Raw genomic sequence first — 21,834 nt, 5'->3', positions numbered from 1 at the left:
GAACTCGTTGTTCGGCACGTTCTCAGGTCGCATCGGAGTGGCCGCCAGCGCCGCGCTGCTGGTGCTGGCCTACCTGGTCATGCTCGTCGCGGGTGTCTTCGGCTGGGTGGGCCTGTTCGCCGTCGCCGGACTGGCCGCCGTGATCGGCGAGTTCGCCGCCGCCCGCTGGTCGCCGACGTCGCAGCTGTTGCTGGAGAAGGTGGGTCTGCACTGGTCGTACCGGCAGCTGACCCGGGACCTCGCGGCCGTGCTGCTCGTCGCCGCCGAGGTGCGGCTCAGCAGCGGTGAGCTGACCCTGCTGCTGGCGCTGCCGGCCTTGGTGTGGGTCGTGTCGGTCTTCGCCGGGGCGCTCTCCGTCATGATCGAGCGTCGTAACCCACTCTCCGCCATGGTGCGCAACATCGAGTTGGGTGAGCTGCGCTCCGCTCCCCAACTGCCGGGCTGGGTGGCGACGGTGGCCGGTGACCGGATGCCGCTGCTCAACCTGCTTCTGGTCCCGGCCGCCGTGGCCGCGGCGGTGCGACACGACCTGACGCCGTTCTTCGCCGCCGCCGCGGTGGCGGTCGTGGCGACCGGTGTGGTGGGCGCCATCACCGCGCTGACCTGGCTGCGGGGTCGGGGCCGGAGCACGGGGGAGGGCCCGCTGCTGCCCGCCGTGCAGCGGTGGCTGGACAACTACCGGCCCGAGGTGGCGCTCTACTTCGCCGGGCCGGCCAAGGACGTCTACCAGGCCAACATGTGGCTCGCCCCGACCGAGGCGCTCCAGCAGCGCGCGGTGGTGCTGCTGCGCAGCCGGGACGCGTTCCTCGAGTTGGCCGACACCCGGCTGCCGGTGATCTGCGTACCGACCGGTGTCGACTTCATGAACCTCGATCTGCGCAACATCCGTGCGGCGCTCTACGCCGCGAACGTCGGCGCGAACATCCACATGCTGCGTGAGCCGAGCACCAAGCACGTCTTCGTGGGGCACGGCGACAGCGACAAGCAGGCGAGCGTCAACCCGTACAGCAAGGTGTACGACGAGGTCTGGGTCGCCGGCCTGGCCGGCCGGGAGCGTTACGCCCGAGCCGGTGTGGGTGTCCTCGACTCGGACATCGTCGAGATCGGCCGCCCGCAGCTCGCCGGTGTGCACACCTTCGGTGCCGAGTCGGTGGACCGGCCGTTCACCGTGCTCTACGCCCCCACCTGGGAGGGCTGGCTCGACGACGACCCGTACCACACCTCGCTGGTGCTGATGGGCGAGCGGATCGTCAAGGGACTGCTCGCCACGACGCCCCGGCTGCGCCTGATCTACAAGCCGCACCCGCTCACCGGGTCGCGGTCCCGGGCGGCCAGGGCGGTGCACGACCGGGTCGTGGCGGCCATCCGCGCCGCCGGCGGCGACCCGAACGCGTCCTCCCTGGACGGCACCGCGCACCTGGTGGTCACCGGCCGCACACCGGCGCTGTTCGACTGCTTCAATCAGACCGACCTGCTGATCAGCGACGTGTCCAGTGTGGTCTCCGACTTCGTGCAGAGCCAGCGGCCGTACGTGGTGGCCAACCCGTCCGGCCTGTCGGAAGACGACTTCCGCCGGGAGTACCCGACGGCTCGGGCCGCGTACCTGCTCTCCAAGGACTGCGGTGAGCTGGAGAAGATCGTGGCACTGACCCGGGCCGGCGACGACCCGATGACCGAGGCCCGTCGGGAGCTGAAGACCTACCTGCTCGGTCCGGCCGAGGCGAACCCGATGGACCGGTTCCAGGAGGAGATCTCCCGGCTCTGCCGCTGAGCACTGTTGTGCGGCTCAGCCGCTGAGCCCTCCGTTGTGCGTTGCGCGCCCGGCCCGACATCGCTCGGGCCGGGCGCGACCGGCTCAGCCCAGCAGGGCGGCCACCGCGTCGGCGGCCGGAGTGTCCGCCGGCAACGCCTGCGCCGCGACGACCGCCGCAACCGGCAGCGGGCCGTACACGTGTGGAAAGAGTTGCCCGCCGCGCGACGGTTCCCACCGCAGCGCGTCACCCAGTCGCTCCTCCTCGACGCTGAGCAGGGTCAACCCGGTCGCCCCGGCGAAGTGCCGCCGCGCCGTCTCCACCACCTGGTCACCGCCGGAGAGGTGGATGAAGCCGTCCTGCCGGTCCACGGCGGAGCCGGCGAAGGCGCCGGCGGCGAGGGCGTCGTCCCATTCCGTGGTCGACAACAGTTTGTAGATCACCACCGCAGCCTACGGGGACGCCGGCGGCCCGCTCGCCCGGTTTTCGCCGGTACCGCCGCGCCCGTCGCCCCGGGCCGGGCATGCTCAGGTCACGGGCCGCGGAGGGATGGGCGATGCAGAGCTACGACGACGACTGGACCGACAGTCAGCGCGCGCTGTACGACGAGTGCTACCGGGCTGGCGGCGAGTGGGCCGAAGATCCGGACACTCCGTCCGATGACGTACAGCACGTGATCAACCTGGCCGAGGCGGACGACGACGCCTTCAACGACGCCGAGATCGACTACCCGCCTCTGGTCGACGCGGTCACCCAGGCCAGCGGGGTCACCGTCACCAGCGTGCCGGCCAGCCACGAGGACCCGGGTTTCCGCGGCTTCACCGACGGCGTCCGGGACGCCACCGCCGACGACGTCTTCGGCTTGTAGGTCCGACCCGACACGCGGCTTCCCGCCGGGCGTGCGCTTCTGCCACCATTCGCAGAACAGCGCTGCGACGAACGGGGGCACGGGTGCGGATCCTGCTGGTGGAGGACGACCGCCGGGTGGCCGCCGCGCTCTCCTCCGCCCTGACCCGCCGGGGCTACGAGGTCGAGCACGCCGCCACCGTCGCGGCCGCGCTCTCCGCCGCCCCGTGTGACCTGGTGCTGCTCGATCTGACCCTGCCCGACGGCGACGGCACCGACCTGTGCCGGGAGCTGCGCCGGCGGAGCAGCCAGCTCGGCATCATCGCGGTGACCGCCCGCGGTGAGGAACGCGACCGGGTGCTGGGCCTGCGTCTCGGCGCCGACGACTACGTCGTCAAGCCGTTCTCGATGGTGGAGTTGCAGGCCCGGATCGAGGCGGTGCTGCGCCGGGCCGCGAACGCCACACCGGAGCGGCACGTCATCCAGGCCGGTTCGGTGCGCATCGACGTGGCCGCTCGGACGGTGGCCGTGGACGGCCGCGCCGTCACGTTGACCCGCAAGGAGTTCGACGTGCTGCTCTCGTTGGCCCGCCAACCGGGGGTGGCGGTGCCCCGCGACCGCATCCTACTGGACGCCTGGGGCACCACCTGGGCCGACCGGCACACCGTCGAGGTGCACGTCGGGTCCCTGCGCGGCAAACTCGGCGACGCCCGCCTGGTGGAGACCGTCCGTGGCGTCGGCTACCGGCTGCGCGACGCGTGAGGGGCTGACGTGCGTCGTCGACTGGTGATCAGCTATCTGCTGCTGATGGTGCTCGTCCTCATCGCGTTGGAGACGCCGCTGGCGGCCACCATGGCCAGCCGCGAAACCGAACAGGTCCGGGCCGACCGGCTCGCCGACGCGACCCGGTTCGCCTCGCTGGCCGGGCCCGCGCTGCGCGACGGTGGACCGGGTCCGATCGAGTCGGAGCTGACCAGCTACGACGACCTGTACGGGATCGGCGCCGCGATCGTCGACCGGGACCGGAGCACCCTGTTCGCGTCGCCCCGGTACCAACCCGGCCCGGGGACCGCGGCGACGCTGGACATGGCGCTGGCCGGGCAGCAGACGAGCGCCCCGGAGTCGGTCTGGCCGTGGAGGACCGGCCCGGTGGTGGTGGCGGTGCCGATCAACGACGGTGGTGAGGTGCTCGGCGCGGTGGTGATCGTGACCCCGGCCGACCCGATCCGCCGGGAGGTCGCCGTGTGGTGGTCACTGCTCGCCCTGGCCGGCCTGCTCGCCGTGCTGGCCTGCGTGCTCACCGCGTTCGGGCTGGCGGGTTGGGTGCTGCGCCCGGTCACCGAGCTGGACGCGGTCACCCACGAGATCGCCGAGGGCGACCGGGGCGCCCGGGTGCAGCACCGCCTGGGTCCGCCGGAGCTGCGTCGCCTCGCGGCCAGCTTCAACCACATGGCGGACGTGGTCTCCGACGTGATGGACCGGCAGCGCGCCTTCGTCGCGCACGCCAGCCACCAGCTGCGCAACCCGCTCACCGCGCTGCGGCTGCGGGTGGAGGAACTGGGTCCCAGTCTCACCGACCCGGAGGGCCGCGCGGAGCACCAGCTGGCCCTGGAGGAGACCGATCGGCTGGCGTTGGTGCTCGACGCGCTGCTGACCCTCGCCCGCGCCGAACGGGAGGAGAACGAGAGGGTCACCGTGGACGCCGCCGCGGTGGCCGCGTCCCGGGTGTCCGCGTGGGCGCCGCTGGCCCGGCACCGTTCGGTCACGTTGCGGCTGACCAGCACCGACGCCCCGGCGTACGCGCAGACCGTGCCGACCGCCGTCGACCAGGCGCTGGACGCGCTCATCGACAACGCGGTGAAGTTCAGCGGGGCGGGCGGGGCGGTGACGGTGACCGTGGCCCGCCGCGACGACGGGGTGGCCCTGGAGGTGCGCGACTCCGGCCCGGGCATGACGGGCAGTCAGCTCGGCCAGGCGACCGAGCGGTTCTGGCGGGCGCCGGACGCGCAGAACGTGGAGGGCGCGGGGCTCGGCCTGACCATCGCCGCCGTGCTGGTGGACGCGTCTGACGGACGGCTCACCATGCGCCCGGGGGAGACGCGCGGGCTGGTCGCGGCCCTGTGGTTTCCCGCCCCGGACCAGGACCCGGCGACCGAGCCGGTGGACGGCGAGCCGGCGGACGACGAGCCGGCCACCGACCGCCGGCCCACCCTGACGCGGTAGCACCCGCCGTCAGGGTTTGTCCTCCCGGTACCAGGCGGCGGCGCCGGGGTGCAACGTCAGCGGCGCGGTGGCGATCGCCGAGCGAGGGCTCATCCGCCCCGCCGCGGGATGCGCGGCGGCCAACTCGGCCCGCCCGTCCATCAGCAGGCGGGTCACCTCCCGGACCAACGGCTCCGGCAGGCTGGCGCTGACGATCAGATAGTTCGGGTCGGCCACCGTGGTCACCGCGTCCACCCCGTACACCGAGCGGGGGATGTCCCGGGAGACGTACACCTGGCCGTAGCGTGAGCGCAGCCGCTCGGTCCAGTCGCTGAGGTCCACGATCCGGGTGGCACGCTGCCGGGCCAGGTTCTCGATGCCCCACACCGGCAGCCCACCGGAGAAGAAGAACGCGTCGATCTGCCCCGAGCGCAGCGCCTCCACCGAGTCGTCCAGGCCGAGCCGCGTACGGCGTACCGCGTCGCCACCGAGGTCGGCCACCTCCAGCAGCCTCGTCGTGGTGATCTCGGTGCCCGATCGGGGTGCGCCGACGGAGACCCGCCGGCCTCGCAGGTCGTCGAGTGTGCGCACCGGCCCTCCACTCGTGGTGACCAGGTGGAGTTGGTCGTCGTACACCCGGGCGATCGCCTTGACCGAGCTGCTTTCCTCGGCGTTCGCCGGCAGCACGTCGGCCTGGGTGAAGCCCAGCTCCGCGCTCCCGGACCGGACCAGTTGGACGTTCTCCGCGGAGGCGGCGGTGACCACCACGCGGGCGTCGACGTCGGGCAGTTCCCGGTTGAGGATGGCCGCGAGCGACTGCCCGAACGCGTAGTAGACGGCGGTGGGGCTGCCGGTGGCGATCCGGATCAGCACCTGCTCGGTGGGGGCGTCCTGGCAACCGGCGGTGCTCGTGGTCGCGGTCAGCAGCACCGTCAACAGGGCCGCCAGTCCCGCGGCATGACGCCGGGGCCGGCGGGATGAGGTACGTCTCACGCGGTGCACTGTGCGCCGTCGGACCGGTGCGCGCAACCTCCCTGCCGACAGGTGTGCCGAGTGGGTGTGGACCGAGCGCCGGTCAGCAGGTCGGGCGGGCCGGCTCCAGCGCCGCGTTGCTCAGGATCCGCGCCCGGTCCGGACCGTCGGCCACGCTGACCAGAAAACAGCCGGTGCCCGCTCGAAGCCGGGCCGGGACGTCGAGCACGGCGGCGCTGCGAATCAGCACGGCAGCCAACTCCCGGTCGGTGAGCCGAACGCCGAGGATGTGTCGGCGAACGTGTCGGCCGGCGGCCAGCAGCGCCGACCGCCAGGCCGCCGCCGCGAGTCGGGTCACCAACTGCCGGCGGGCCGGCGAGGTGCCGGGGGGTGGGCCGCCCAGCAGCGCGCGCCGCCCCTGCCACCAGCCCGCCTCCAACAGCCGGGCGTACGTGCCCTGCTGCTCCTGGGGCACCCAGAGCCGGTGCAGTTCGTAGCGGCGGCGCAGGCCCCCGACGGCGACCTCGTGCGTGACCGGAATATCCAGGCGGGCGAGCAACTGCCGCATCCGCTGCGCGGCGTCCTCCCGGTTGAACTCCACCCCCGGCGCGTGCGCCGGGTTCGGCCGGGCGGTGGTCGGCGGCGGCGTGCAGCGCAGCAGGCAGGCGGCCTCGAACGCGTCGCCGAGCGTCAGCCAGTCCAGCGGGGGCGGCGGCGCCGACGAGCGCGGCCGGTCGAGCAGGGCGGTTTCGCGGGTCAACGAAGGCTCCCTCGTCGGAGTCTGGGTGCCCCTACCGTGGCCCCTGCTTCGTCGTTACGGAACTCTTCCGGCCCAGCCTTGAGCAAATCTTGCGACTGTTCGCACCGCTACAGGTCGGTGACCACCAGGTCCACCTGACGCACCCGGCCCGGCGCGGCGGCCTGCTCCTCGACCGTGTACTTCAACTCCCGCAGCGTGCCGAGCAGCTCCGCCGCCGAGCGCGGTCTGGCGCCGGCGACGAGGAGATCACGGACCAGCCGGCCCTTGGTCGCCTTGTTGAAGTGGCTGACCACAGAGCGGACCGGCACGCCGTCGACCTCCCGCTCGTGCAGCACCCGCACGCTGACGGTCCGTTCGGCCAGCCCTCCCCGCGGCGTCCAGGTGGCCGCGTACGCGCCGGAGCGCAGGTCCAGCACCGGACCGCGGCCGGCGGCGGCGTCCAACGCCTGCGTCAGCTCCCCACGCCAGTACGCCGACAACGCCCCGACGCCCGGCAGGCGGGCGCCGATCGGGCAGCGGTACGGGGGGATCCGGTCCGCCAGCCGGACCGCGCCCCACAGCCCGGAGCTGATCAGGATCGACCGACGGGCCGCCCGCTGCGCCGCGACCGGCAACGAGGTCAGCTCCAGCGCCTCGTAGAGCACCCCGGTGTAGAGCCGTTCCGCCGGCGCGGTGGCCGCCTCCCGCAGCCGGGCGTTGCGGCGCAGCTCGTCCCGCTGGCCCTCGCTGAGGCCGAGCGCCGCCCGCGCCGTCGCCTCGTCCGGCCCAGCGCTCAGCGCCACCAGCGCGTCCACCACCCGCTCCCGGGCCGGGTTCAGCTCGGGCAGCGAGAGCCGGTCCGGGGCCCAGCGCCGCCCGGTGCCGGCGTCGGCCTTGCCCTCCGAGGGCGGCAGCAGGATGAGCATCGGGTCTCCTCGACGGGCGGGACGGCGGCCCGGCCAGCGTACGACCCGCCCTCAGCGCCAGGGCCGCACCGGGGTCTCGGGGTGGTACACGCGATAGCCGCCCACCTCGCGCACCGGTGTGGCGTCGGCCCGGTCGGCGAGCAGCCGGCGCAGCCGCCGATCCATCGGGGAACCGGCCTCCACCACGTAGCCGGGCCGTGGAGCCCGCCCGACCTGCCGCCAGTACGGCCGGTAGCGGTTCTGCCCGGGGGACAGGTCACCGTCGAGCACCGCGCAGACCACCGTCTCGTCCGTGTTGAAGATCAGTCGGTTGCAGGTCCAGTAGTCCCCGTACACCTCGTGGGGTCCGTCGGCGCGCAGCGCGGCGGCCAACTCCCGGGCCTGGCGTTCCTCGGTCCGCGAGGCGGCGGTGCCGGTGGCCGCGAAGAGCACGGTGACCACGAGCGTGGTGGCGGTCAGAGCGACGAGCGCGGCGGCGGACAGCGCTCCGGTGAACCGCCCCAGCACGCTGCTGGTGCCCCGCCAGGCGGTCAGCGCCGCCACCCAGAGCGGCCAGAGCACCGCCGGCAGCGACAGTTGCAGCACCGACAGGTAGCGGGCGTTGTCCAGTGGGCTGGTCGCGGCGAGCGGACTGCGGACGTACGACAACAGGGTCAACGCGGCACCGGCGACCAGCGCGAGTTGTACGACCGGCCCGACCCGCTCCCCGCGCGGGCTCGCGGCGGCCCGGCGGTACGCGAGCACCGCGAGCACCGCGCCGACCAGCAGCAGCAGCGGATACACCACCCCGAACCACTGTTGCCAGCGTCCGCAGCCGTCCACCGGGCAGAGCCCGTGCGCCAGCGGCACTCCCTCCAGCAGGCCGCCCCGGAGCCGCTCCGACCACGGCGGCGACGGCCCCGCCTTGGTGCTGACCTCCCGGAACACGGTCCACGAGTCCTCACCCGGCCCGGCGCGCAGGTTGTCCCAGACCATCGGCGCGATCCCGACCACGACGCCCGCCACCAGCAGCAGGCCGGACCAGCCGAGAAGCTCGCGCCGCAGCGCCCACACCAGCGCCAGCCCGGCCACCGCCAGGTACGGCAGGATCAGCCAGTCCGACCAGGCGGCGAGCCCGACGAGCAGGCCGAACAGCGCGACGGCGAGCCGCCGACGGCGTACGGTGCCGGTCGCCAGCCCCACCGTGATCAGCAGCATCAGCAGCACCGCCGGCTTCACCTCCGGCCGTCCCCCGACGACGGTGAGCTGGTCGCGGACCACCCGCTCACCACCGAGCGCGAGCAGGCCCACCACGAAGGTGGCGAACCAGGGCGCGCAGAGCCGGCGGGTCAGCCGGTGGATCAGGTAGAGGAACAGCGCGTACAGCGCGAGCATCGGCAGCCGCAACACCGGCCAGCTCGGCCCGGCCACCGCCACCAGCGGCGCGGCCAGGTACGACTCCAACATCCCCATGTAGTGCTGGCCGTACAGGAAGACCGGGCGTTCCCGGCCCTGCCCGATGTGCAGCGCGGCGAGGCCGAAGGTGGCCTCGTCGCTGTTCGACACCGGCACCGTGTACAGCGTCAGGACCAGCCGGTAGACGACCCCGGCCAGCCCGAACAGCAGCGCGACGAGCGCCGGCCGGTCGAGTCGCGGGCGCCATCGCCCACGGTGCTGCTCTGGATGCGACACGACCAACGCCCCCGTCGTCGTCCCGACCGGAGTGTTTCACGACCGGACGGGCCGCCGAGGTGGATCGGCGCAGCCGGGGTTGTCTGGGCCGGCTCCGCGGTGGCCGGGCCGCAGCGGCACGGCCGGGGTCGGCTCGCGTGGCCGTGGCTGTCAACGTGTGGCAGGGTTGGCGCGTGCCACCCACTCCCGCCGGTCAACTGGCCGTTCCGAACCTGCACCGGGCTGCGCGGATCGAGGACGCCGTGCACCAGCTCGTCCAGCGCCGGCTGCGGCGAACCGGCTGGCGGGTCAACATCGTCGCCTACACCGGTTACGGCGCCCCGGGCTGGGTGCGGGTGATGTGTCGGGTGCTGCTGGGCCGACCGGACACCCGGCAGCGGGGTCGGCTCGACAAGGTCCGGGGCTGGCGCAGCTTCACCACCCTGCCCAACAAGCACGTCACGGTGACCATCGAGGCCGGTGGGGTACGGCACGAGACGCAGGCCGACCGCAGCGGCTTCGTCGACACACTCGTCGAGGCCGACCTGCCACCCGGCTGGGGCACGGTCCGGCTCAGCGTTCCGGACGCCGAGCCGGTCGACGCGCCGGTGCGCATCCTCGACCCGGAGGTCAAGTTCGGCATCATCTCCGACATCGACGACACGGTGATGGTGACCGCGCTGCCCCGACCGCTGCTCGCCGCGTGGAACACGTTCGTGCTCGACGAGCACGCCCGCAACGCCGTGCCCGGCATGGCCGTGCTCTACGAGCGGCTGGTCACCGCGCACCCCGGCGCGCCGGTCTTCTACCTCTCCACCGGCGCGTGGAACGTGGCACCCACCCTGACCCGCTTCCTGTCCCGGCACCTCTACCCGGCCGGGCCGCTGCTGCTCACCGACTGGGGGCCGACCGCCGACCGCTGGTTCCGCAGCGGAATGGAACACAAGCGGGTCACCCTGGCCCGGCTGGCCCGGGAGTTCCCCGACGTGCGCTGGCTGCTGGTCGGCGACGACGGCCAGCATGACCAGGAGATCTACCGGGAGTTCGCCGCCGCCCACCCGGAGAACGTCGCCGGGGTGGCGATCCGCCGGCTCTCCCCGACGCAGTCCGTGCTGGCCGGCACCCTGCCCGCCCCGGCGGGTCGCCCGTCGTCGGGGCCGGTGGGGCAGAAGTGGCTGTCCGCGCCGGACGGCGCCGGCCTGTGGCAACTGCTGCGCGACGCCAACCTGGTCTGACCATAAATCTGCCACTGCTAACGTCCGAAAATAGGCACCCCGGTTTCCGGCGGACGAACCTTGCAACACCGTCATAAGCTGGCCGTCCTGATGGGCGCTTGATCGGTAGCGAAACGACGCGCCACTGCTGTGAGCGAACAACCAATGTTCCCGATGGTTGTCTGGTCAGGTCCCTCGACAGCGTGGCGCGAGATCAACGACGCTCCCAATCACGGCTGTCCAGCGCGCGAGGCCAGTCGGGAACCCTAGCGTGCACTGATTCCCACCGCACGACGTAGCTGACGTCAGTCGCGAAGGGGCGAATCTGATACGACGACGTAATGTGGTCAGGCTGTTTAAGGAACAAGTCCCTAACAGCCTGTTGGGCGTCTGGATCAAGATGTTGAACCGATGGAGCGACAGAAGTGCTGTACTCGAATATGCGATGTCTCACGACGTCGCAACCCAGGTGCGTGGCCAGCCTTGCCAAATCACCTTGAAGGAAGTATTGCCGGCGCGCAGGAGTCACCAAGTAGGCGTATGACTCCCAGAAGGGCAGATCTTCCGCCTGCAGCATCACAACGTTGGAAAAGCGCACCTCGCCTTTAGTGACTCTAATCATTTCTTCAACAACACCGCGGGGATTCTGGGCATAATGAAGCCCTTGACGGCAAAGTGCTGTGTCGAAGCACTTCTCCTGAAATGGAAGTGACTGAGCGTCGCCGCACACTCGGGCAATGTCTGCCGGTCCCTGCATCAGCATGCGTAAGCTCAAGTCTAGGGCTACGGTGCGGGCGTCCCGATGTCTCGCGGCATCAGCCAAAACCGATGGACCCGAACATACGTCGAGTACTTTTTTCATGCCTTGCAGGGGCTCGACCAGGTCGTCGACCAACTCGATATCGGTGATCCAGGCACTTTCCCCAAGGTACCGGTACGCTCTGTCGTCAAAAAATGCTCTGGCACCACTCAGTCCCTCTCCGCCGAGCAAGGCTAGTTGCCTATTTCTATATTCTTTCCTCCGACGAAAACTTTCCACGGATTGAAATCGCGGTCAAATATAGCAATATCGGCTATCGCTCCTACGCACAAAACACCCAGGTCGGCGTTGCGGCCGACGACCGTCGCGGGAGTAGTCGTCGCCAGTTGAAGAGCCTCTCTCTCGCCGAACCCGAGCTTGTCCTTTACATTCCCGACCATTCTGGCTAGAGGAGTAGCGGTTCCCGCCAGCACGCCTCCGTCTGTGTAGCAGCCGCCGTCTCGCACAGTCACAGTGACCCCATAGAGGTCGAATGAGCCTTGAGTGGAGCCCATCGGACTAACCGCATCCGTCGTGAGATACAATTTCTCTTTTGGCTTTGCACGCAGGACCATCGTGCAAACTTCAGGGCTCACGTGAAGTAGATCTGCAATGAGGCCTACCGTCAAACTATCGTTGCTTAGGGCGACTCCGGCGACTCCGGGGACCCGATTGTGAAGCCCCTCCATGCCGTTGAAGATATGGGTTACCCCACTCATGCCCCGGCCAGCAGCTTCATGCATTACTCGAGCATCGGCGCCAGTGTGGCCTGCTGAGACGAATACCCCTCTAGCGGCAAAAAAGTCGACGAGCTGCATTGCGCCCGGAAGCTCCGGCGCGAGTGTCACGATCTTAATCCAGCCATCGCCTCGGTCCAAGAGCTCTTCAGCGAACTCCAAGGATGGCGCACGCAGGTATCGCGGCGTGTGGCCGCCACGCTTCTCGTAGTCAAGAAACGGCCCTTCAACGTGGATTCCAGCGCACCGTGCTCGATCGGACGGGTCCTCTGCGCAAAGCGAGGCCGCCAACTCGACAGCCCGCAACATTTGTTCCGGTGGGCCGGTCACAATAGTCGGGCAGATCGTAGTCACACCAAGCCTTGCATGCGCTCGGGCGATTTCTTCGTATTGACTACGCTCATCGGCCATTGAGAACATGTACCCCCCGCCGCCATTGACTTGGACGTCTATCAAGCCAGGTGTTAGGGTGCGTCCACCGCAATCAACCTCAGTGTCTGCCTCAATACTAAGCGCATCTTCGTCGCGCCCAATAGCCACCAGTCTTCCTTCAGATACAGCCAGGAATCCCGGATCGATAAGTCCACCACGCGATTGGATTCGCGCATTGCGGAGCACTAGCTCAGCCTTCATTGCCAGGGTTCTCCTTTAGTTCGTTCAACTTGTAACCCAAACGGGTGCGCTCGTCTTTAACTAGTCGTATCTTTCTGGCTGGATTTCCAGCCACTACGACTGCGGGTGGAACGTCTCTAGTTACAACGGAACCGGCGCCGACGACGGCGCCCTCCCCGATCTCGACACCATCTAGAATGGTGCAGTTTGCTGCAATCCAAGCATTGCGCCTAACCACTATGCCGAGCCTCGCCTCACCCTGCTTGCTGTAAGGGTAGGCGTTGTTGGGGTCCGTGTACCTAGTTGCCGATACCAGGTAACTGTGGCCTGATATCATCACGTCGTCTTCGAGGGTGACACCCCCATTTCCACCGATGTATACGTACTGACCAACGCCAACGCGATCTCCGATGTGCACGTAACCGCAATCGCCGTATGCATCGATATATGATCCGGCGCGAATTATTACATCGTCACCTATGCGTATGCCGGTATCTCTGTTAGTTCGACCATCGAGGATCACTGACTCTTTAAGCCAGCAGTGATTTCCCACGCATATTTTGTGCGAGTTTCTTATACGAACACCTCGATCAACTCGAAACGATGCGCCGCAACGTTGCGTAGTTGCTGCCCAAAATGCACCACGAGAACGTCCTGAGAATTTCCAGGACGCCGACAACACCTCACTCGCATACCTAAGCATCGCTGCGGTCTCCTTGGCGATTGTCAGGGCCAACAACGGAGTTGAGGAATCTCAAATGTTTGCGCGCAAATCTAAGCCATGTCGGATCTCGGCCGAACTGCGTTAGCGCTACGGTGACCATGAGTAGCGGGAGAAGCAGAAGGCAAAGAGCCAAGGGAACGGAAGCTTCTTGCCAGTCGGCAGCCCATTTAAGGGCGTTGTCGAGCACGGAAAAGACGCTTAACGAGAGAAGGCCGACCAGTATCACCATGGCGTATATGGCCACTATCGTTGCTATGCTCCAATTTTGGAGCTTTCTTGTCGTCTGTTGTAGCTTGCCAAGCTTCGCTTGGTTGGAGACGCGGGCGGTTCTCATCTCAACCAAGTCCTCGGTCAAGGTTCTATTGCGAGCCAGAAGAGAATCAGTCGCACGCGTCGCAGCTGTCTGCCCTCGGTGTGAGGTGATCGAGCGAATGGCATCGACGATCGCTGGCGATGCCTTGGAATCAAACTCTGCTACCGCCTTGGCTGCTTTGGCTGTCGCGACAACATTGTTTCTCCATGTCCCCGAATCACGGTCGTACTGATCTAGCAAATACTCGATACCCTTGAAAAGGAGGCGTTCAATATCGTCTCCTCGGCCTTGGTCAGTGGTGTATATCTGGAGGAGTATGCTGACCGTTTCAGCCGCACCGAATACAGTTAACCACTCTTGTTTACCGCTGGCTGCCGGCAGTAGCCTGGCAATTTGGCCTTTAGCAATTTCATGGTTACCGACGGCCAGGAGAGTCTTCATATAGCGTAGGGTCTCTAGGCCTTCTTCCCAGTGGGGGACCGCCTGCACGATCTGATCGACGATTCGGCGGGTTGTGCCGTCATCGAGTGAATGCGGCGATACGCGCTTGAGTACTTCCACCGCTGTTGCCGCATTATAGAGATTTTGGGAGGCAATTGTTCCGCAAACCCAAGCGAGGGCCTTGTCGAAGTCGTCATGGCGGTAATCTAGCCACGAGAACATTTGCAGTACGGCACACGTGGCTCCGAAGACGTCGTCATAGCTACCGTTCGGTTGGAGCCGGGATTTGATATCTGAGATTAGGCCGGCCTTGTAGGGCTCGACGGTCAGCTTAACCGTCGAGAGTAGGTCGATGACGTCGTACGAACTCCAGAAGGACTTTTCCCATTGCTGGCCATCCCACAAGGAGATTAACCACGATATCGCCGACTCAACAATCGATCTATATTCGGACGTCCGGGGGATAACTGATGTAGCCTGTATCGCTGGCGTTATTGCATCGAAGAAATAAAAATTGTGCGTCGACGTCTGGCCATCTTGCTCAAAGTTCGACTTTAAGGCATTCGCTACTTCTGATCGGCTCCAGGAGGGATCAAACACGACAGAAGGGAAGAGTTGATCCTCGTCCTTCCAGTCCGACAAAACACTGGCTGAGTAAACCGAGAAGGGGACTCTCCTCTCTCTAAGGGCATGCTCTAAGAGGTCCATATTGAAGGAGGAGGTTCCTCGTCGCCGGACTATTGCTACCTCATTTAGGCCCTCGACCACAAATCGAACAGCGTTCTCCCATAGATCGTCCTGACGCTGCCAGTCAAATACCAAGGACGAGGCTACAATGCGGGGGCCCACCGCGTCTCGCGTAGCTAAAAGCAATGGCCGGCGAGTGTCGAAGCTAGGATCTTCTATGACAACGTCGTATGTATTCTCCGCGAACTCATTGTAGTAACCCCAGTAGAGTCCCGGTGCATTGTTGTTGGTTCTGCTCCGTCCCTCGAGTATGTCGACATCGATCCTGTTCGGGAAACGAAGTAGTGGGTGCCTACTGCTTCCGTTGGAGACCGCGAAGGTCCCATCTGCGGCTTGTTCACCCGAGGCGAATCTGTAGTTGCCTCTCAATTTGTAGTTGGAAGAGAGGAACGGATAGGGCCGCGCGGAACCGCGCATATCTGCCAGGGCCATCTGGAACATGATCAGTAGACCGCGATTCCGATCGCGCAGGAAGGAAGATATTTTGGCCTGACTGCGCTCCAGCCAAGCCAGAATGCGGGGATTGTTGCAAGAGTTGGTGGTGATTATGAGTGCATCACACTGGTCCAGCATTGACGTTAATGCTTCAATATTTTCAGAAGTGAAGTACAGCCACTCGTAATCAGCCTTGGAAAGCAGGTGTCTGGCATCGGCATACGAATAACGCATCAGCTCGCTCTCATTCTGGATGACAGCGACCCGATATGCCATGGATTCCCCTGCTCTGCAACCATGTGAATAGCGGCAGCCTGGCGGCTCCTTCGAAGTATGCCGGACCCAAAACCTTAGCGCTAGGGGGACCGCTTGTCATGCTTCGACTCTCAGGCGTGGAAGTTTCAGGCCTGGGAGTTTGTTGTGGTTTAGATCGCGCGGCTTCGGGAGGATGGGACGTCCCGACCGAAGCGTGTGCTCGCGCTGACGTGACTCCGCTAGGTTCCGTCTCGCAGATCATGGATCTCGCTCGTTAGGCCCGTGTGGCACGAGGAGATCTGACGAACCACGAGTGGGTTGTGCTGGCGCCACCGCTGCGGACGCAACCGGTCCGAGGTGACCAGTGGCGCGATCATCGACAGGTCATCAACGCGATCTGCTGGGTCAGACGGATCGGTTCATCATGGCGTGACCTGCCCGAACGGTATGGGCGCGGCTTCAACCGACGCAAACACTGGAGCGGCCTCGACAAACTAGCTACCCACTTCCAGGCCGCTCTCGACCTGGTCGAAACCCTTGACTGGCTACGCGCCGTCCCCGAACACCAAGATCTACGAGGCAGAACCCAGCGGGCGCGATTGGCGGTGCGACTCCTGGGCGAGACGGGGCGCAAACCAGGATGCCCACGCTGGAATACGGGCAGGAACGGCTGGGTGCGACGGCGTCGTAGTGCCCCAATTTTCCGGTGGTCGGTTGTCGCCCCCTTAAGGTCGAGTGTGGCGAGACACGTGGAACTTCGCCAGCGCTGCTAACCGGCTTATTGCCGCCCAGTTCCAGCTTCGTCGGTGATCGTCTGGGTGTCTGAATCGCACCAACCAGTCGGATTCGGGTTCCACAACACCTTGAAAGTCGTGAAGCGGCGCCCGATGGCGTTTGAGGTAACTTTCTCAGCCCTGGCGCAGCCAGACGGCACCCAGCGGTGGCACCTGGAGGGCAGCCGAGGCGACCATCCCGTGCCACGGCACGTCCTCGGCGCGCACCGCGCCCAGGTTGCCCACCCCGGAGCCGCCGTAGTGGTGGGCGTCGGTGTTGAGCACCTCGGTCCACGTACCACCGGCCGGCAGGCCGATCCGGTAGTCGTGCAGCGGCTGGGCGGAGAAGTTCGCCACGCACACCAGGGTCGAGCCGTCCGGGGCGATCCGGACGAACGACACGGTGTTGTTGGCGACGTCGTCGCCGGCGATCCAGCGGAACCCGGCCGGTTCGGTGTCCTGCGCCCAGAGCGCCGGGGTGTCCCGGTAGACCCGGTTGAGGTCGGCGACGAGACGCTGCACGCCGGCGCGGGCCGGGTCGTGCAGCAGGTACCAGTCCAGGCCGCGCTCCTCGCTCCACTCCCGGTCGTCGGCCAACTCGGAACCCATGAACAGCAGTTGCTTGCCGGGGTGCGCCCACATGTACGCCAGCAGCGCCCGCACGTTGGCCAGCCGCTGCCAGGTGTCGCCGGGCATCTTGCCGGCCAGCGAGCCCTTGCCGTGCACCACCTCGTCGTGGCTGATCGGCAGCACGTAGTTCTCGCTCCACGCGTACGCCAGGGAGAAGGTGAGCTGGTGGTGGTGGTGCTGGCGGTAGATCGGGTCCTTCGAGGTGTAGAGCAGGGTGTCGTGCATCCAGCCCATGTTCCACTTGAACCCGAAGCCCAGCCCGCCCTCCGTGGTGGAGCTGGTGACACCCGGCCAGGCGGTGGACTCCTCGGCGATCATCACGACCCCGGCGTGGTGCTTGTAGACGGTCGCGGTCACCTCCTGCATGAGCGCGATGGCCTCCAGGTTCTCCCGGCCGCCGTACTGGTTCGGGGTCCACTGCCCGTGCTCCCGGGAGTAGTCCAGGTAGAGCATCGAGGCGACCGCGTCCACCCGCAGCCCGTCGACGTGGAACTGGTCGCACCAGTAGAGCGCATTGGCGACCAGGAAGTTGCGGACCTCGTTGCGGCCGAAGTCGAAGACGTACGTGCCCCAGTCCGGGTGCTCGCCCCGGCGCGGGTCCGGGTGCTCGTAGAGCGGGGTGCCGTCGAAGCGCGCGAGGGCCCACTCGTCCTTGGGGAAGTGCGCGGGCACCCAGTCGAGGAGCACGCCGATGCCGGCGGCGTGCAGCCGGTCGACCAGGTGCCGGAAGTCGTCCGGATCACCGAAGCGGGAGGTCGGCGCGTAGTAGCCGGTCACCTGGTAGCCCCAGGAACCGCCGAACGGGTGCTCCATCACCGGCAGGAACTCCACGTGCGTGAAGCCCATCTCGGTGACGTACGCGGTGAGCTGGTCGGCCAGCTCGCGGTAGCCCAACCCGGGTCGCCACGAACCGAGGTGCACCTCGTAGACGCTCATCGGCTCCTGGTGCGGCTGCCGCTCGGCCCGTCGGGCCAGCCAGTCCGCGTCGTTCCACCGGTACGTCGAGTGGTGCACCACCGAGGCGGTCGCCGGCGGCACCTCCGCGTACGCGGCCAGGGGGTCGGCCTTGTCCCGCCACTGCCCGTCGGCGCCCAGCACCCGGTACTTGTAGCGCGCCCCGACGCGGGCGTTGGGGACGAACAGCTCCCACACGCCGCTGGAGCCGAGCGAACGCATCGGCCAGCCGTCGTCCGGGGACCAGCCGGTGAAGTCGCCGACCACCCGCACGCCGCGGGCGTTGGGCGCCCACACGCTGAAGGCGACGCCCTCGTCGAATACCCGCGCGCCCAGCGCGTCCCACAGCCGCTCGTGCCGGCCCTCCCGGATCAGGTGCAGGTCCAGCTCACCGAGCGTCGGTGGATAGCGGTACGGGTCGTCGTGCGCGGTGCCGTCGACCTCCACCCGGTAGTCGAGCACGGTGCCGTCGACCTGGGTCTCGAAGACACCCGCGTCGTGCACCCGCTTCATGGGGTGCCGTTCGTCGCCGACGAGCAGCACCACGTCACCGGCGCCCCGGCGCATCGTGCGGATCGTCGTCGAGCCCTCGGCGGGGTGCGCGCCGAGCAGCGCGTGCGGGTCGTGCGTCGCGCCGGTGATCAGCTGGTCCATCGGTCGTCCTTCGGGGCGGGGGCGGTCGGCGCGGTACCGCCGGAGAGTTCGGTGGGGACGTCGGTGACGGTGAGGTCCGCCGGTTCTACGCCGGCGGGCTCCGGCGCGGAGGGCGCGGCCGGGCGGCGGACCGTCAGCACGTGCGCCGGTTGCAGGTACGGGTCGAGCCGCACCGCGTTGCGCTGCCCCCAGTCGTAGCTGGTGCCGGTCAGCTCGTCGTACACGGTGAACCGCTCGTGCCAGTCGAACCCCAGCTCCGGCATGTCCAGGGTCGTGTTACCCCACTGCACCACACGTGAGTCGAACGAGCAGATCACGATGACGGTGTTGCCGGTGTCCGGGTCGTGCTTGGACCAGCAGAGCAGCGACGGGTTGTCGATCTCGTGGAAGCGCAGGTTGCGGAGCTGGTGCAGGGCCGGGTTGTCGCGGCGTACCCGGTTGAGGGTGGCCAGGAACGGCGCCAGCGATCGGCCCTGCGCCTCGGCGCCCGCCCAGTCGCGGGGGCGCAGCTCGTACTTCTCGTTGTCCAGGTATTCCTCCGCGCCCGGCCGGGCCACGTGCTCGAACAGCTCGAAACCGGCGTACATGCCCCAGGAGGGGGAGAGCAGCGCGGCCAGCACCGCCCGGATCTTGAACATCGGCGGGCCGCCGTGCTGCAACGACTCGTGCAGGATGTCCGGGGTGTTCGGCCAGAAGTTCGGCCGCATGTGGTCGGCCGACGCGACCAGCTCCTCGCAGTACTCCCGCATCTGCGCGGCCGTCGTGCGCCAGGTGAAATAGGTGTACGACTGCGTGAAGCCGATCTTGCCCAGGCCGTGCATGATGGCCGGCCGGGTGAACGCCTCAGCCAGGAACAGCACGTCCGGGTCGACCTTCTTCACCTCGGCGATCAGCCAGCGCCAGAAGTCGAACGGCTTGGTGTGCGGGTTGTCCACCCGGAAGATCCGGATGCCCTCGCCCACCCAGTGCAGCACGACCCGCAGCACCTCGGCCCGGATGCCCTCCGGGTCGTTGTCGAAGTTGACCGGGTAGATGTCCTGGTACTTCTTCGGCGGGTTCTCCGCGTACGCGATGCTGCCGTCGGCCCGGGTGGTGAACCACTCCGGGTGCTCGGTGACCCACGGGTGGTCCGGCGCGCACTGCAACGCCAGGTCCATCGCCACCTCCAGGCCCTGCGCCGCCGCCGCCTCGACGAAGGCGCGGAAGTCCGCAGGCGTACCCAGGTCGGGGTGGATCGTGTCGTGGCCGCCCTCGGCGGCGCCGATCGCCCACGGCGAGCCCACGTCGGTCGGCCCGGCGGTGAGCGCGTTGTTGCGGCCCTTGCGGTTGACCCGGCCGATCGGGTGGATCGGCGGCAGGTAGAGCACGTCGAAGCCCATCGCGGCGACGCCCGGCAGCCGCTCGGTGGCGGTCGCGAAGGTGCCGGACCGGTCCTGCGTCGCCCCCTCCGAGCGGGGGAAGAACTCGTACCAGGCCGAGTAGAGCGCCCGCTTGCGGTCCACCCAGATCGAGTACGTGTCACCGGAGGTGACCAGCTCCCGCACCGGGTGCTCCCAGAGCAGGTCGGCCAGCGCCAGGGCCGGGCCGACCCGCTGCGGCAGCGGCAGGTCGGTCTCGACGAGCGCGGTGAGCGCGTCGGCGATCCGGGGCCGCTCGGCGGTCGGGACCAGGTCCCGGGCGGCGGCGAGCACCCGCGCGCCCTCGGCCAGGTCGTTGGCCAGGTCCTCCGACCCCTGCCCGGCGGCGATCTTCTTCGTCACCGCGTTCTGCCAGGTCAGGTACGGGTCCTGGAACGCCTCGACGGCGAAGGCCCAGGAGCCGACGGCGTCCGGCCGGATGGTGGCGTGCCACCGGTCCTGGCCGGGCTCGCCGGGGCGCATCCGGGTGAACGGCCTGGTGACGCCATCCGGACCCATCCAGACCACGTTGCAGCCGAGCGCGTCGTGCCCCTCCCGGTAGGCGCGGGCCGACACCGGGACCGGTTCGTCGACCACCGCCTTGGCCGGGTACCGCCCGCACGAGACGACAGGGGAGACGTCTTCGATCGGGAACCGTCCAGTCACCCCGCCAACCTACTGCGCGAGATCCGTTCGCGCGCGGCCAAGCCCGCCGGTCCGCCCTACCCCGGGGTTGCGCGTCAAGATCCGTGCACGTTCGGGGGTACGTGCTGCCGCGCGGCGTCACCCTCCGACGTTGTGCGCGTCTTCGTGGCGTCGGTGAGGGGCAGATCACCTGTAGCGCCCACGGTCGGGCGGCGGCCCGGCGCCCGCGCTGGTGTTCGTCGCCCGCCAGGTCGGCCAACCGTGTGGCCAGGTGTCGGGCCAGTCGTCGACTCGGCCGGGCGGCACGCTCCCGGTGAGGCCGAGCACGTCTCGGGCGACCCTGCCGCCGATCTCGCCGATCTCCACCGCGGTCAGCGGCGCCCACCAGCCGAACCCTTTGAGGGCTCCGCCGACCACCACCCGCGCCTGTTCCGGCGGTATGCCTGTGGCGGTGAGGAACCACTGCAGGGTGAGTTGGGAGTACCCCTGCCAGCCGTCGTTGTCGACGACGGGGGCGGCGACGAAGGTCATCAACTGCTCGCCGGCGACCTCCCAGGCGACGACCTCCGCCGCGTCGCCGGCCCGCCCCGGATCGAGCGACGGCAGAAGGTGGTCGAACCGCTCAGCCAGGCTCTCCAACCAGCGCCGCCAGGCCAGCAGCGCGTCGGCGACGAACGTCGGCGCGTCCGCCGGGGCCGGGATGCGGTCGGTCACGAAGCCCACATGCTCCCTCTCCCGGGGCCCCCAGTGCCAGCGATAGGCCCACGGGCCGTACCGGTCGGACAGCAGAGTGCTGACGGAATCGACCCAGGCGAAGGCCTCTGCTCCCCCGACCCACCCGCCGTCGCGGAAGGCCGGCGGGGGAGGCGGCGGAGGGACCAACGCCCGGACCGCCACCGACATCTCGACCGGGTCGAACGGGTATCGCGCCGGGTCGACATCCGCCCACGCCGCGAGCTGCGGTGGGCTGCTCGACCCGTCGTCCGCCATGGCTCAGCATCCTGGCAGCCGACCATCCAGGCGTCGAGCCAATACCCGAGACGCAGGAGACGCACCGTGTCGGGCTTGTGTCGCGTGTCGTGTGAGACACGTGACAGGGGCCTGACGCTGACCACGCCGGACGACTGACCACACCGGGCCGCTGACCGCCGCTCCCGTCGTCCGGCGGTCGCCCGCTTGCGCGCGGCCAAGCACCTCGCCTGCCCTGCCCCGTCGCGACGATCCGCAGGCTGCAAGCTCGCACAGAATCCTGGTTGTAGTGGTCTCGGCGCGTCGGCGATGCCACTAGATCCTGGTTCGAGCGGTCTCCGGAAACCCGAGTGGGTGCGGCGCAACATGACGCAGCAGCAGTTCGCCGACCGGCTGGGCAAGTCGACGAGTTGGGTGGACAAGGTCCAGCGTGGGGTACGTCGGCTGGC

Annotated in this window: 18 protein-coding genes and 1 pseudogene; 7 read left to right on the top strand and 12 right to left on the bottom strand. The window is 68.1% G+C overall.

Features of this window, described 5'->3' with window-relative positions:
• The first annotated feature begins 79 nt into the window (after positions 1-79).
• Complete coding sequence (locus tag AB0C01_RS01850) at positions 80-1,771, top strand: CDP-glycerol glycerophosphotransferase family protein (protein WP_357246179.1); 1,692 nt, start codon at positions 80-82, stop codon at positions 1,769-1,771.
• A gap of 84 nt (positions 1,772-1,855) precedes the next feature.
• On the opposite strand, the gene AB0C01_RS01845 is transcribed toward AB0C01_RS01850, so the two are convergent.
• Entirely contained in the window at positions 1,856-2,194 is a 339-nt protein-coding gene (locus AB0C01_RS01845) for a DUF952 domain-containing protein (RefSeq protein WP_357245814.1), read from the bottom strand.
• A gap of 113 nt (positions 2,195-2,307) precedes the next feature.
• Here AB0C01_RS01845 and AB0C01_RS01840 point away from each other — a divergent pair, with 113 nt between their 5' ends.
• The 3 genes from AB0C01_RS01840 to AB0C01_RS01830 all read left to right on the top strand — a co-directional run bounded on the left by AB0C01_RS01840 (position 2,308) and on the right by AB0C01_RS01830 (position 4,820).
• Entirely contained in the window at positions 2,308-2,619 is a 312-nt protein-coding gene (locus AB0C01_RS01840; protein ID WP_355031047.1) for a hypothetical protein, read from the top strand.
• 83 nt (positions 2,620-2,702) lie between these two features.
• Positions 2,703-3,359, top strand: coding sequence for a response regulator transcription factor (locus AB0C01_RS01835; protein WP_357245811.1), 657 nt, complete (start codon positions 2,703-2,705; stop codon positions 3,357-3,359).
• A 9-nt stretch (positions 3,360-3,368) separates the two neighbouring features.
• On the top strand, positions 3,369-4,820 hold the full coding sequence (locus tag AB0C01_RS01830; protein ID WP_357569966.1) for a sensor histidine kinase: 1,452 nt from the start codon (positions 3,369-3,371) through the stop codon (positions 4,818-4,820).
• A gap of 9 nt (positions 4,821-4,829) precedes the next feature.
• Here the strand turns inward: AB0C01_RS01830 and AB0C01_RS01825 are convergent, their stop codons facing one another.
• From AB0C01_RS01825 to AB0C01_RS01810, 4 genes are all read right to left on the bottom strand, one after another.
• Entirely contained in the window at positions 4,830-5,747 is a 918-nt protein-coding gene (locus tag AB0C01_RS01825) for a TAXI family TRAP transporter solute-binding subunit (protein ID WP_357570247.1), read from the bottom strand.
• A gap of 127 nt (positions 5,748-5,874) precedes the next feature.
• Positions 5,875-6,531 carry a hypothetical protein gene (locus AB0C01_RS01820; RefSeq protein WP_357569965.1) on the bottom strand — a complete coding sequence of 219 codons (657 nt, stop codon included), beginning with the start codon at positions 6,529-6,531 and terminating at the stop codon, positions 5,875-5,877.
• A 107-nt stretch (positions 6,532-6,638) separates the two neighbouring features.
• Complete coding sequence (gene yaaA, locus AB0C01_RS01815; RefSeq protein WP_357245802.1) at positions 6,639-7,436, bottom strand: peroxide stress protein YaaA; 798 nt, start codon at positions 7,434-7,436, stop codon at positions 6,639-6,641.
• Between the two features lie 51 nt (positions 7,437-7,487).
• Positions 7,488-9,107, bottom strand: a complete 1,620-nt coding sequence (locus AB0C01_RS01810; protein WP_357569964.1) for a hypothetical protein — start codon at positions 9,105-9,107, stop codon at positions 7,488-7,490.
• A 173-nt stretch (positions 9,108-9,280) separates the two neighbouring features.
• On the opposite strand from AB0C01_RS01810, the gene AB0C01_RS01805 reads away from it, so the two are divergent.
• Positions 9,281-10,321: a phosphatase domain-containing protein gene (locus AB0C01_RS01805; protein WP_357065533.1), complete on the top strand. Its 1,041-nt coding sequence runs from the start codon at positions 9,281-9,283 to the stop codon at positions 10,319-10,321.
• A gap of 193 nt (positions 10,322-10,514) precedes the next feature.
• Here AB0C01_RS01805 and AB0C01_RS01800 read toward each other — a convergent pair whose 3' ends face one another.
• The 4 genes from AB0C01_RS01800 to AB0C01_RS01785 all read right to left on the bottom strand — a co-directional run bounded on the left by AB0C01_RS01800 (position 10,515) and on the right by AB0C01_RS01785 (position 15,384).
• On the bottom strand, positions 10,515-11,291 hold the full coding sequence (locus AB0C01_RS01800) for a methyltransferase domain-containing protein (protein WP_357569963.1): 777 nt from the start codon (positions 11,289-11,291) through the stop codon (positions 10,515-10,517).
• A gap of 2 nt (positions 11,292-11,293) precedes the next feature.
• On the bottom strand, positions 11,294-12,469 hold the full coding sequence (nagA, locus tag AB0C01_RS01795) for an N-acetylglucosamine-6-phosphate deacetylase (RefSeq protein ID WP_357569962.1): 1,176 nt from the start codon (positions 12,467-12,469) through the stop codon (positions 11,294-11,296).
• Positions 12,459-13,001 carry an acyltransferase gene (locus tag AB0C01_RS01790; RefSeq protein ID WP_357569961.1) on the bottom strand — a complete coding sequence of 181 codons (543 nt, stop codon included), beginning with the start codon at positions 12,999-13,001 and terminating at the stop codon, positions 12,459-12,461. Before AB0C01_RS01790 ends, nagA begins: the two co-directional genes overlap by 11 nt.
• 142 nt (positions 13,002-13,143) lie before the next feature.
• A complete protein-coding gene (locus tag AB0C01_RS01785; protein ID WP_357569960.1) occupies positions 13,144-15,384 on the bottom strand; it encodes a hypothetical protein in 2,241 nt (746 codons plus the stop codon).
• 263 nt (positions 15,385-15,647) lie between these two features.
• On the opposite strand from AB0C01_RS01785, the gene AB0C01_RS01780 reads away from it, so the two are divergent.
• On the top strand, positions 15,648-16,136 hold the full coding sequence (locus tag AB0C01_RS01780) for a transposase (protein WP_357569959.1): 489 nt from the start codon (positions 15,648-15,650) through the stop codon (positions 16,134-16,136).
• A gap of 135 nt (positions 16,137-16,271) precedes the next feature.
• On the opposite strand, the gene glgB is transcribed toward AB0C01_RS01780, so the two are convergent.
• The 3 genes from glgB to AB0C01_RS01765 all read right to left on the bottom strand — a co-directional run bounded on the left by glgB (position 16,272) and on the right by AB0C01_RS01765 (position 21,406).
• Positions 16,272-18,374 (bottom strand): 1,4-alpha-glucan branching protein GlgB, encoded by a 2,103-nt coding sequence (glgB, locus tag AB0C01_RS01775; RefSeq protein WP_357245784.1) that lies wholly within the window; start codon positions 18,372-18,374, stop codon positions 16,272-16,274.
• On the bottom strand, positions 18,362-20,437 hold the full coding sequence (locus AB0C01_RS01770; RefSeq protein WP_357569958.1) for a maltotransferase domain-containing protein: 2,076 nt from the start codon (positions 20,435-20,437) through the stop codon (positions 18,362-18,364). The genes glgB and AB0C01_RS01770 overlap by 13 nt, the downstream gene beginning before the upstream one ends.
• A 165-nt stretch (positions 20,438-20,602) precedes the next feature.
• Entirely contained in the window at positions 20,603-21,406 is an 804-nt protein-coding gene (locus AB0C01_RS01765) for a hypothetical protein (RefSeq protein ID WP_357569957.1), read from the bottom strand.
• Between the two features lie 288 nt (positions 21,407-21,694).
• On the opposite strand from AB0C01_RS01765, the pseudogene AB0C01_RS01760 reads away from it, so the two are divergent.
• A pseudogene (locus tag AB0C01_RS01760) lies at positions 21,695-21,832 on the top strand (helix-turn-helix domain-containing protein); the annotation flags it as partial.
• Positions 21,833-21,834 lie beyond the last annotated feature (2 nt).

Source organism: Micromonospora sp. NPDC048905 (genome assembly GCF_040649655.1).
GTDB lineage: Bacteria > Actinomycetota > Actinomycetes > Mycobacteriales > Micromonosporaceae > Micromonospora.
This window is presented reverse-complemented; position numbering and strand designations above follow the sequence as displayed.